The organism is Psychrobacter sp. DD43 (assembly GCF_904846555.1).
Lineage (GTDB): Bacteria > Pseudomonadota > Gammaproteobacteria > Pseudomonadales > Moraxellaceae > Psychrobacter > Psychrobacter cryohalolentis.
Genome location: NZ_CAJHBE010000032.1, coordinates 1 through 11,064, shown reverse-complemented (window position 1 = coordinate 11,064; position 11,064 = coordinate 1). Strand labels below are relative to the sequence as shown.

General features: G+C 42.5%; 11 protein-coding genes. 6 read left to right on the top strand and 5 right to left on the bottom strand.

The genetic code is table 11. From position 1 onward, the window contains the following. Positions 1–332: 332 nt before the first annotated feature. Complete coding sequence (locus tag JMX89_RS12545) at positions 333–1,040, bottom strand: DNA glycosylase (protein WP_227673102.1); 708 nt, start codon at positions 1,038–1,040, stop codon at positions 333–335. 251 nt (positions 1,041–1,291) lie between these two features. On the opposite strand from JMX89_RS12545, the gene upp reads away from it, so the two are divergent. Continuing rightward, positions 1,292–1,939: a uracil phosphoribosyltransferase gene (gene upp, locus JMX89_RS12540; RefSeq protein ID WP_011281223.1), complete on the top strand. Its 648-nt coding sequence runs from the start codon at positions 1,292–1,294 to the stop codon at positions 1,937–1,939. Positions 1,940–2,019: 80 nt separating this feature from the next. Next, positions 2,020–2,772, top strand: a complete 753-nt coding sequence (locus tag JMX89_RS12535) for an SDR family NAD(P)-dependent oxidoreductase (protein ID WP_201532536.1) — start codon at positions 2,020–2,022, stop codon at positions 2,770–2,772. A gap of 24 nt (positions 2,773–2,796) precedes the next feature. Here the strand turns inward: JMX89_RS12535 and JMX89_RS12530 are convergent, their stop codons facing one another. Beyond that, a complete protein-coding gene (locus JMX89_RS12530) occupies positions 2,797–3,453 on the bottom strand; it encodes a hypothetical protein (RefSeq protein ID WP_201532535.1) in 657 nt (218 codons plus the stop codon). Positions 3,454–3,688: 235 nt separating this feature from the next. Between JMX89_RS12530 and JMX89_RS12525 the strand changes: the two genes are divergently transcribed. Then, on the top strand, positions 3,689–4,645 hold the full coding sequence (locus tag JMX89_RS12525) for an alpha/beta fold hydrolase (RefSeq protein WP_201532534.1): 957 nt from the start codon (positions 3,689–3,691) through the stop codon (positions 4,643–4,645). Positions 4,646–4,722: 77 nt separating this feature from the next. On the opposite strand, the gene JMX89_RS12520 is transcribed toward JMX89_RS12525, so the two are convergent. The 3 genes from JMX89_RS12520 to tyrS are packed head-to-tail and all read right to left on the bottom strand — an operon-like array spanning position 4,723 to position 6,952. Beyond that, the gene (locus JMX89_RS12520; RefSeq protein WP_201532533.1) at positions 4,723–4,956 is read right to left on the bottom strand and encodes a DUF1653 domain-containing protein; all 234 of its coding nucleotides are present in this window, start codon (positions 4,954–4,956) and stop codon (positions 4,723–4,725) included. Between the two features lie 12 nt (positions 4,957–4,968). Next, positions 4,969–5,739 carry a TIR domain-containing protein gene (locus JMX89_RS12515; protein WP_201532532.1) on the bottom strand — a complete coding sequence of 257 codons (771 nt, stop codon included), beginning with the start codon at positions 5,737–5,739 and terminating at the stop codon, positions 4,969–4,971. Between the two features lies 1 nt (position 5,740). Beyond that, positions 5,741–6,952, bottom strand: a complete 1,212-nt coding sequence (gene tyrS, locus JMX89_RS12510; RefSeq protein ID WP_201532531.1) for a tyrosine--tRNA ligase — start codon at positions 6,950–6,952, stop codon at positions 5,741–5,743. A 119-nt stretch (positions 6,953–7,071) separates the two neighbouring features. Here tyrS and JMX89_RS12505 point away from each other — a divergent pair, with 119 nt between their 5' ends. The 3 genes from JMX89_RS12505 (at position 7,072) to JMX89_RS12495 (ending at position 10,929) form a co-directional block, all read left to right on the top strand. Beyond that, positions 7,072–8,445 (top strand): anhydro-N-acetylmuramic acid kinase, encoded by a 1,374-nt coding sequence (locus JMX89_RS12505; protein ID WP_201532530.1) that lies wholly within the window; start codon positions 7,072–7,074, stop codon positions 8,443–8,445. Positions 8,446–8,673: 228 nt separating this feature from the next. Further along, a complete protein-coding gene (fabF, locus tag JMX89_RS12500; RefSeq protein ID WP_227673103.1) occupies positions 8,674–9,945 on the top strand; it encodes a beta-ketoacyl-ACP synthase II in 1,272 nt (423 codons plus the stop codon). Positions 9,946–10,071: 126 nt separating this feature from the next. Next, entirely contained in the window at positions 10,072–10,929 is an 858-nt protein-coding gene (locus JMX89_RS12495) for a hypothetical protein (protein ID WP_227673101.1), read from the top strand. The last annotated feature ends 135 nt before the right edge of the window (positions 10,930–11,064 follow it).

The window sequence follows — 11,064 nt, the reverse complement described above, 5'->3', positions numbered from 1 at the left end:
GTGCGTATTATAGACGCTTTAATTAGTAAGTCAAGAAGTAAATTATTTTAATTTGAGTTAACTTAAAAGTAATTTTTTCGGTTGGCTAAATTTTCTAAGCGATAAACCACTCTCAATCCGCCTTCCCTTTCAACTGGAGGGCAGTATACTCTGTTTTAGTAGGGGGTCAAGGGGCTTTGCCCGATATTTTGGCGATTATCTACCCTTATCATCAATACCATCTATTTATCAGTCAGTTAGGGTTGAAAGTACTTTTACTTTTACCAAAATCAATTCTTGTCCTTAGTTGGTGCTTATATATAGCCTCATAGCTTCTTCTATATATAACACTTTTATAGCTTACCTATCTTTTTGAAGAAGTCTTTATAAGCAGAGACTTTTTTATCTAATGCTAAAGGATAGGCGCGCGAGGTAGAAGGCAGTCTATATAAGGTTAAACTATTAACATCAGCTTTTTTATTATCTTTATCCTGCCACTTATAAGGATAGCCCATACTTTGATTGGTCTTGGGATGCTTTGATTTGGCAGGTGGTTCAGCTAATAAGTTCAGTAAGACCTCTGTTGCCTTACCACCAGTCGTGAATAGCGCCTGTACTTTCGGTACTTGCGGCAAAATTGTGTCTAGATCGACAGTGGTCACGACCGTAAGGTCTTTATCAGACGCATTGCCTGTTTCGCGAATTGCTTGTACTACCGTGGGACAAGAGGCAATACCACGCTCAAACATAAAGGCTCGAATGCGCTCAGGATCAAAGCGTTTCTCCTCCCCTACTCTAAAATAATCCGCATCATCAAAAAATACGCGTCCATAAATGCGCCACATGTCATTTTGAAAATTGGGATAATGGAACCTCATTGCCCATTTATCGGCAGTGGGTGGAAAACTGCCCATCATCATGACGGTGGCATCAGGTGGTAGGACAGGACCAAAAGGATGGGTTTCGATATTTGCGCTATCGGTCTTTAATTTCTGTGTCCACACAAAGTCGTTAGCAGCTTTTTGTGGATGGGTGGGATTATTCAGTGAGGTTTTGGTCATAAGATTCTTCATCAGAAAAGCGGTTTTTTTGCTATCATAGCAGGGTTAAACACTACTTCATTTGTTATAGCGCTATATAGTCAAACATAGTCGGCTTAAATAAAACCGATCTCATTGTAAATGCCTTTGGCTTACTTTTTGTTAAAGTATTAAGCTTACTATTGATTGGCCAAATATAGGGTTGAAGTGCAGTAAGTGTTTGTATCTTTTATACTAATCAAGCATTAGACCAAAAAACCAAGAGAATACTTATGAGCGACTTAAAAATCACTGTTATCGATCACCCGTTAGTCCGTCATAAACTCAGCCTTATGCGCGAAAAAGACTGTAGTACTTATAAGTTTCGTACATTAACCAAAGAGCTTGCGCGCTTGATGGCGTATGAAGCTAGCCGCGATTTTGAAATTGAAACCTTTCCGATGGAAGGCTGGTGTGGTGAAATCATTGGTGAGCAGATCATCGGTAAGACGGCAACTATCGTACCGATTTTACGTGCAGGTATTGGCATGCTTGATGGGGTGCTCGATTTGATTCCTACAGCAAAAATCTCTGTCGTTGGTTTACAGCGTGATGAAGAAACCTTACAACCGGTGCCGTTCTTTGAAAAGTTTGTCAGCCATATGGACAAACGCCCAGCCCTTATCATTGACCCAATGTTAGCCACTGGCGGCTCTATGGTTGCAACTATCGAAATGCTTAAGAAAAACGGCTGTACCAATATCAAAGCCTTGGTATTAGTTGCGGCACCTGAAGGGGTCCGTGTAGTCAATGAAGCACATCCTGACGTGACTATTTATACTGCTGCATTAGATAGTCATTTGGATGAGCACGGTTATATTATTCCAGGTCTGGGCGATGCGGGCGATAAAATCTTTGGTAAGCAATTATTTAATAAGTAAGCCAGAGCAGATAAACTAAGACAAGCTGTCGTCTCAAACAACATGACATATGTACAAAACATCAATGATAAGGATATAAGATGAACGTATTGATTACAGGGGCAAGCGCGGGTTTCGGTAAAGCGCTGGCTGAGCGTTTGATTGCCAAAGGTCATCGCGTGATTGGCTGTGCCAGACGCTTAGACAAACTCAATGTTTTAGCAGAAACTTTGGGCGAGACGTTTTTACCTGTAGTCATGGATGTGAGTGATACAGCGTCTATCCCGCAAATCATTGCGGATTTGCCTGCTGATTTTAAACAAATCGATGTCTTAGTAAATAACGCTGGACTGGCACTCGGTACAGAGCCTGCGCACAAGGCTAGTCTTGATGATTGGATGCGTATGACCGATACCAATATAAAAGGTCTCATGGCGCTAACTCACGCGGTCTTGCCAGCCATGGTCGCACGTGATAGCGGTTATATCATTAATGTCGGCTCAATTGCCGGAAGTTGGCCTTATTTTGGTGGTAACGTCTATGGCGCGACCAAAGCCTTTGTCAAACAGTTTAGCTTAAATTTGCGTGCGGATCTCATCGGTACGCAAGTGCGCGTGACCAACCTTGAACCGGGTAATGTCGCGGGTACTGAGTTTTCAAACGTGCGTTACCACGGCGATGACGATAAAGCTGCTCAGGTTTACGACGGCTTTAAAACCATGACCGGCGATGATATCGGCGATATTTTATTATGGTTGATTGAATCGCCTGCCCATATTAATATCAATCGCTTGGAAGTCATGCCTGTCGCGCAAACTTATAACGGACTAACAATTGCTAAGCAAGACTCTTAAAATTTTAGCTGACTGTTTGGCCTATTAACGTAATTCATAAGACCGAAGCAATATAGATTCCTCTATATTGCTTCTTTTTTTGCTACTGACATTCTCTTCATTGACCAAGCGCAACTCTTGAAAATCTAAAATCAGTACTTCATTACGCAAGCGCTCGCTAGTGCGTTTATTGTGCCGTATCGGAAATCCTAAGACTTGTTTACCTTTAATCACTATCTGATTGATAATCGTGGTCGAATTATTGATGGTAGCTTTTTCACTTAGCTTCTGAGCATTAATGATGGCGGTAACAGGATTAACAGTTGTAATTAACACCTTTGTCTGACGCACACTTTTTGGTAAATCCCCTGCAAAAAACAATACCTGCTCTAATGGTAAATACTGCGCGTGACGCATCAATTCCTGACGAAACAGCGAAGGCATATCAATATTGAAACTGTCTTCTGTTTGCTGAGAGAACGCCGTAAAATTACGATGTAAATAACGTCCAAACACGCTGCTATTAATCCAGTCTTGATAAATATCATTGGCTAGCAATTGCTTGGTGAAAGCATCGGCGTCTAGTGTGGTATCTGCTGTTAACATCTCCATCAATAATGCCTGTGGACTAGCAAAGTTCTGCTGCTGCCAGATTTGCGGATATAGGCTGCTATCAAGCAATGGCAAATTTGACTTGTTCATACCTTAATATCCTTATATTTTACTTGCCGACGTTTGATTCGATTGATCACAGTCTATGACAAGTCGCTACTTTTACCGCTCAACTGCTTTTAACCCTAAACAGCTTTTATGTTATGGTCAGTTACCTATTTTAATATAGCAGTCTTTTAGAAATGAGATAAAGACTTTTGGTACGATACATTTTGGCTAAATCGACTTGGTAAAACCGCTTAATGAAAACAAGGTGCATTGCCTTATGAAGAGAAACTTAATCAAACTGCCTGCTAACTATCAGTTGAAAACAATTGATATTGCTTTGACTGACGGTACGTTGCTACCAGTGTCAGTGATAGGAAATGGTAAACCCATGCTGCTCTTGCATGCCTATGGTATGGATGCGCGTGAGTTTTTGCCGTTTATTTTACCCTTAGTTGGCAAATACGTATTTTATCTACCGCATTTGCGAGGGTTTGGGGCGGCAAAAGATATTAAGCTAACCCAGTTTGATTTTGTGCGTCAGTATGCCGATGATATCAGTGTCGTCATTGAGCAAATTTGCTTGGCGCGCAATATAGAATCCTTGCCAGTTGCCGCCATCTCGATGGGTGCGCAAGTGATGTGGGCGTATTTTGAGCGTTATGGTAGCGAAAGAGTCAGCCGCTATTTAAATATTGACCAAAGTCCCGCTATTCATAATCAACCTGATTGGCAAGGTGGCTTGTTTGGCACGCGCCAGCAAGAAGTATTCGATATCTTTCATGAGGTGATTGATAAGACTTTGCCTTATGCTAACATCAAAAGCTTTACTCATCTGCCTTTTGCCCTGAAACGCCGTGCAACGGATGTCGAACGGCTATTTTCTCTGTTATCCGTCAATCGCACGCGCTCAAAAGCTTTTATACAAGTGATGACCTATAAAAACGATCCCAAACTTGCGCTTTATGACCACAGTATTTGGCATCATAAAATGCGTTGCTTGCAAGCCTATTTGACATTGCCCTATGACTTCCGCGGCGCGATAGAGCGTGTCACTATTCCAGTGGTTAACCTCATCGGTGGTCGCTCCAAACTCTACGATGCTAAGTGGCAGCAAAAAGTCACCCAGATGCTACCCAATGCAACTGAGGTCGTGTTGTCGCGCTCAGGTCATGCAGTACCGATGGATGAACCTGTTGGGTTTTATAAAGTATTGAGAGTATTTCTGCAGGATTGATTACTTATTCACATAAAAAAAGCGACCTTAACGGTTCGCTTTTTATTTGGGCAATAAATTTTGAACATTTTGAGATATCAATCAGCTAATACTTTGACTAACTCAAATCTAGCTACTTGCATACCATCAACTTCAACAGTTTCAGTAAACATCGCTAATGGTCGTACCCACACGCCATACTCACCGTATAGGCAGCGGTAAACGACTAAGGCTTCTTCGGTTTCTGAATGCTGAGCTGTATGCAATACTTGGTAAAGGCTGCCTTTGTAATGGCGGTAGATACCTTGGAGGATAGTAGCTTGGTTTGTCATTATTGCTTCCAATTAGTCAATTTTATTCATATCCACATCATAACCAGAGCTTTTCATTTCCCTAGCAATCTTATATTTCCAAGCTCCACCTTCATCCATAGACTCGTAAACTACGCCTGATATATCGTTAGGAATTTCAACGTTACCTTTTACAAGTGCAACAACGTTTTCTCTTCCAATTTTACCCATTAGAAAACCGTGTTCAAAAACAACATTTTGCCTAGCTCTCGGCTTAAGATTGTCTAAATCAGCCTTTATCCCACCAACATCACATGCAGTATAAAGTACGATACCGAAACCAACATCAGTATTCTTCTCAATTTTTTCTATAATCGTAGCACCAGAGTTTATCTGTTCGTGAAGAATAGTAGCCACAAAGCCTAATTTATCTATAAACCTTGCTACCGTTTCTTTAGCACCATCATCACGCCCATGCACTATAAAGACATTGGTACGGTCAATTCTTGCAACTTCAATATTGTTCATACTCGTGTCTTTTGGAAACAGCTCTAGCTCTTCGATTATAGTTCCAATTAAGTTAACAGTTCTATCTCTACCCGAGCTCCAAGCGTTAAAATTAATAGAATCTGGCATATTTGGATATGCGATTGATGAAAAGAAATTAATTTTGTTCAAGTCTTCTAAATAATTAGAGCCAGAATCATAGATCTTAGTTATAAGCATTTTTAAACGACGTATCAGCTTATCAAGACCACTCTTATCTGTGTACTCAAGTTCCTCGAACTCTAATTTTATCCCTTCAAACAATTTAACCTTATCCATTCTAGACCACCGTCACTTTCGCATAGGCCTTTTTGCCTGCTTGGATAACGACTGTCTGACCAGACGTTAAGCTAAAGCCCGCGTCGACGACTTCGCCATCTACTTTTACCGCGCCACGTTTAATCATGTCTTTAGCCGATGAGCTATTTTTGGCAAGCTCTGCTTGGTTTAATATCTGCGTGATAAATAATGCGTTCTGCCCTTCTAACTCTAACGTCACTTCTGGTAAATCGACTGGCAATTCGCCATCAGCTAGTACGTTACCCGCTGATTTGTGCGCATTAGCCGCAGCATCGGCATCATGGAAGCGCTCGATCAATTCTTCGGCAAGAATGCGTTTGATTTCTTGTGGATTGCGACCGTTTTCCATCTCTGCCATTAACGCTTCGACTTCTTCCATCGGCTTAAAGCTTAAAAATTCAAAGTAGCGACGGATTAAGGTATCTGGCATAGACAGCAGTTTTTGGTACATGGTACCCGGCGCATCGTAAATACCGACATAGTTGCCAAGTGACTTGGACATTTTATTAACGCCGTCTAGCCCTTCTAAGATTGGCACCGTGATACAAACTTGTGGCTCTTGTCCGTAACGACCTTGCAGGGTACGTCCCATTAGGATGTTAAAGGTTTGGTCAGTACCGCCAAGCTCGACGTCGGCTTTTAGTGCGATAGAGTCATAACCTTGCACCAATGGGTAGAGAAACTCATGGATAGCAATTGGCGTTTGCGACGCGTAGCGTTTAGAGAAATCATCGCGCTCAAGCATACGTGAGACGGTCAACTGGCTAGAAAGCTGAATCATATCGCCTGCTGACATGTCTTTAAACCATTCAGAGTTAAAGACGATGCGGGTTTTTTCTTTATCCAAAATCTTGAATACTTGCTCAGCATACGTTTGAGCATTGACTTTGATTTGCTCATCGGTCAATGGCGGTCGCGTGCTGTTTTTGCCAGAAGGATCACCAATCTTGGCGGTATAGTCGCCGATTAGAAAATAAATCTCATGACCCAAATCTTGAAAATGCTTCAGCTTATTAATCAACACGGTATGACCCAAATGTAAGTCTGGTGCGGTAGGATCAAAGCCTGCCTTGATACGCAGCGGACGATTCAGCTTTAGCTTCTTAACCAAATCTTCTTCAGATAGGATTTCTTGTGTACCGCGTTGGATTATCGCTAGTTGTTCTTCTAGGGTATAAGTTTGGGTGGTCATGATGCTCTCTTTATTGTCTTTATTTAAAGGGTAAAGCGTTTGGGCTATTTAGAATCTCGTAGCCATCAAAAAATGTTAGAATTTGACAGATATACTAGCGTTTTTTAAGGTAAATTGCCATGACCAACCCTGCATCGATTGCTGATAGTCAGCATAATAATTTTTCAGATCTGAGTTTAGATGATGATTTTGATAGCCGTCTAGATAATATGGACGATTTAAACTATGCCACCTTGACCGATGCGCTCGAACAAACGGTGTTTGAAAACTTCGATGATGGCTTATATATAGGTATGATGTCGGGCACTAGCTTAGATGGTATGGACGCGGTTCTTTGTCAATTCAGTGATAAAGATAATACCCAACAACCGATGCACTTGTTAGCGACTCATAGCCAAGATTTCCCACCGCGTCTGCGTGAAGTGCTATTAGCATTGTGTCAGCCTAATGGTATTCAAGCATTAACGCCATCCGATGATGAACCAAATAGCGAATTAGACTGGTTTGGCTGGGCAAGTAAAGAATATGCTGAATTTTCAAGCGACGTGGTTAATACGTTATTGCAGCAATCAAATACTGATAGTGAATCTGTACTAGCGATTGGCTGTCATGGTCAAACGGTACGCCATCGCCCTCAGATGGGCTTTAGCTTGCAATTGGTCGATGCCAATATCATTGCTGAACGTACGGGCATTAGCGTCGTCAGTGATTTCCGTCGCCGTGATATGGCAGTTGGTGGTCAAGGTGCGCCTTTGGTTCCAGCTTTTCATCAAGCATTGTTTGCGGTGCCTGATAGCACGCGTGTGTTATTAAACTTGGGCGGTATTGCTAATATCGCTGTCTTGCCAGCGATTTCTAATGACCTTGTAGATTCTAATGAACACTCAGAAAATCAGCCATCTGATAGCGTGGTTGGTTATGATACCGGTCCTGCCAATCTATTATTGGATGCGTGGACAACATTGCACACGGACAAGGATTATGATGCTGGTGGTACATGGGCACAGTCAGGTCAAGTCGTTGAGCCTTTACTAAACCAGCTATTAGAGCATCCATTTTTTAAGAAAACCTATCCAAAAAGTACGGGGCGTGAAGATTTTAACTTAGCATGGCTACAAGATGAGTTACAAAAATTCGACCAGGCTTCTGCTGATGTTCGCTACTCATCCGCCGATGTACAAGCAACGCTTACTGAGCTGACCGCCATCAGTGCCAGTGCGCAAATCAATCTATTTATCAATGCTAGTAGCAATAATGCTGTTTATGTCTGCGGCGGCGGGGCGTTAAATAATTATTTAATGACTCGCTTACAAGTACATCTGCCACGATGCAAAGTAGAAACGACAGCCAGCTTGGGACTTGAGCCAACTTGGGTAGAAGCCGTTGCCTTTGCTTGGTTAGCAAGACAAACACTTATGGGTGAAACTGGCAACTTGCCCGCCGTGACAGGCGCAAGTAAAGGCGTGGTATTGGGACAAGTATGTTTTGCCTGAGCGGTCAAATTTTAGTTTACATGCGTACACCTATGTGTTTTATAATGGCTTTAGAAATACACTCCTCTTAGGATCTGTCAGTATAGGATATAGCGAATGAGCCAGCACAGCAGTTTACCGAACGACTCACTTATCGACCAAGCTACGAATAGTACTGTTAATAACCCTATTGCCACCGCTCAGACAAAAAAACGTCATAAGCCGCCACATTTTGAACGCACTGATGAGATGCGCGTTGTCGTGACAGGTATGGGCGCGGTCACGCCATTGGGATTAGATGTCGAAAGCTCGTGGGCAAAACTACTCAAAGGTGAAAGTGGCATCACCGCTATTAGTCATTTTGACGCATCGGGTTATCGTGCGCAAATCGCAGGCGTGGTCAAAGACTTCGATCCAAAGCAATACATGAACGCCAAAGACGCACGCCGTTATGATGATTTTATGCATTATGCGGTTGCTGCTTCCTCTATGGCGCTACAGCAAGCAGGTTTTATCAATGAAGTAAGCGCTGCTGACGCTCCGGTACAAGGTGTTGATCAAGAGCGCTTTGGTGTCATTATAGGCTCAGGTATCGGCGGTATTCAAAACATCGAAAATAGCCGTGATACTTTACGTGAAAAAGGTGCCAGTAAAGTCTCTCCCTTTATCATTCCAGGCTCTATCGTCAATATGGCAGCAGGACTGGTGGCAATCAAACATACTTTAAAAGGTCCAAACCTTGCAACGTCCACTGCTTGCACTACAGCAACTCATGCAATTGGTCTGGCAGCGCGCTTGATTGCTTATGGCGACGCCGATGTGATACTAGCAGGCGGTAGTGAAAAAGGCTCAAGCCCACTTGGTATCTCAGGTTTTGGTGCCATGCACGCCCTTTCAACTCGCAATGACGAGCCAACTCGCGCTTCACGCCCATTTGATAAAGACCGCGATGGTTTTGTACTTGGTGATGGCGCAGGGGTCATGGTACTAGAAAGTCTTGCTCACGCAAAAGCACGCGGTGCGACGATACTGGCTGAATTGGTTGGCTTTGGTATGAGTGATGATGCCAGTCACATTACTGCGCCGCCAGAAGATGGTAGTGGTGCAGCACAAGCGATGCGTAATGCTTTAAACGATGCTGGTATTGAGCCGTCAGTCATTGGTTACGTAAATGCCCATGGCACTAGCACGCCTGCTGGTGATGTCGCCGAATCTATCGCCATTGAAACGGTATTTGCCCCGGTGAAAGATAGCATCTTGGTCAGCTCTACCAAATCAATGACCGGTCATCTACTTGGCGCTGCGGGCGGCGTTGAAGCCATCTTTACTGTGCTTGCTTTGCAACATCAGCAAGTACCGCCAACGATTAATTTGGACAACGTTGAGGATAACTGTAATCTGGATTATGTTGCCAACCAATCGCGCAAAGTTGAAAACTTGCAGTATGCCGTATCCAATAGCTTTGGTTTTGGTGGCACCAATGGTTCATTGATATTTGCCCGCTGGCCACTCAATGATTAAAACATTAAGCTTATGAGTGAGGCCTTTTAACCTTGGTGGCAGATTTACTACGATTGTCTACTTGCAGCCCCTTATCATCCTTGCGTATGATAAGGGGTAATTTTTGCAACATTTATGGACGATACCATGTCAAGCTATTCATTTTCTCATCAGTTTTATCAGCGCTGGACGTGTGCACCAGAGCCTATCCGTGCCTCAATCATCCAAGAACTCACCGATATCACAACTTTATTGAAAGCTGAAACGCCATTTGAAACTTTTGTTTTTAGCACCCATGACCTAGATGCACACCTTGATGATCTCTATGAGAATCACGAAGCTGAGCAAGCTATCGCCAAGGCAATCGCTGATAAACAAGCGGCAGAACAGGCAAGTGCTGAACAACAGCGTTTAGAAGAAGAACAAAAAATCAAAGCAGCAGAAGAGACCAAACGTCAAGAAGAAGCTCACTTAACAAAGGAAAGCAGGTTAAAAGAACAAGCTTTAGAAGAAAAAAATAAGCCTAAAGAAGCTGAAAATACTCAAAAAGAAGCAGAAAAAGAGACACTGTTGGCTGATGATAAAAATCGTTTAGAAACAGCTATAAAACTAGAGACAGCTGATGCAGATGAAACAGAAATCGACGATAAAGTTGATACTATCATCAACGATGAGTCTGATAATGAGGAACATATTGCTAATAGTAAAACCATTAGCGAACATGCTAATGCAATTGATGATGACAGCACTATTAAAAATGATAGCAGTATTAACGCCATCAACAATAAAGCCAGTTTAGCAATCAGCTTAGCCGTTAAAGATGCCAAACTCAGCGTCACTCATAAAGACTTAATTCATGAGCTTGAAATGCAGATTGACGATTATTTGAGCGATCAGATGATGCTGATGTCTGAAAACCTAAAATCTTGGCTGCGTGCTGAGATGACTCAACATTTAAGCGAGCAAGACAAAAATCTTTCTAACGGTAATCTTCCAAAAAACTAAACGCATTCTCTGAACAAAAAAAAGCCCCATAAATATTTACGGGGCTTTTTTGTGCCTATTGTCCCGTCCTGAAATAAGTTTACGAAAAAGGAGCTTATTCATGGACAAGTTAGACACTGTAAAGGTTAAGCGCAC

Bases quoted from the DNA above. Each gene is read 5' to 3' on its own strand.
- JMX89_RS12535 (WP_201532536.1), top strand. From the start codon at position 2,020: ATGAACGTATTGATTACAGGGGCAAGCGCGGGTTTCGGTAAAGCGCTG.
- JMX89_RS12520 (WP_201532533.1), bottom strand. From the start codon at position 4,956: ATGACAAACCAAGCTACTATCCTCCAAGGTATCTACCGCCATTACAAA.
- JMX89_RS12505 (WP_201532530.1), top strand. From the start codon at position 7,072: ATGACCAACCCTGCATCGATTGCTGATAGTCAGCATAATAATTTTTCA.
- fabF (WP_227673103.1), top strand. From the start codon at position 8,674: ATGCGCGTTGTCGTGACAGGTATGGGCGCGGTCACGCCATTGGGATTA.
- JMX89_RS12545 (WP_227673102.1), bottom strand. From the start codon at position 1,040: ATGACCAAAACCTCACTGAATAATCCCACCCATCCACAAAAAGCTGCT.
- JMX89_RS12495 (WP_227673101.1), top strand. From the start codon at position 10,072: ATGTCAAGCTATTCATTTTCTCATCAGTTTTATCAGCGCTGGACGTGT.
- upp (WP_011281223.1), top strand. From the start codon at position 1,292: ATGAGCGACTTAAAAATCACTGTTATCGATCACCCGTTAGTCCGTCAT.
- JMX89_RS12525 (WP_201532534.1), top strand. From the start codon at position 3,689: ATGAAGAGAAACTTAATCAAACTGCCTGCTAACTATCAGTTGAAAACA.
- tyrS (WP_201532531.1), bottom strand. From the start codon at position 6,952: ATGACCACCCAAACTTATACCCTAGAAGAACAACTAGCGATAATCCAA.
- JMX89_RS12515 (WP_201532532.1), bottom strand. From the start codon at position 5,739: ATGGATAAGGTTAAATTGTTTGAAGGGATAAAATTAGAGTTCGAGGAA.
- JMX89_RS12530 (WP_201532535.1), bottom strand. From the start codon at position 3,453: ATGAACAAGTCAAATTTGCCATTGCTTGATAGCAGCCTATATCCGCAA.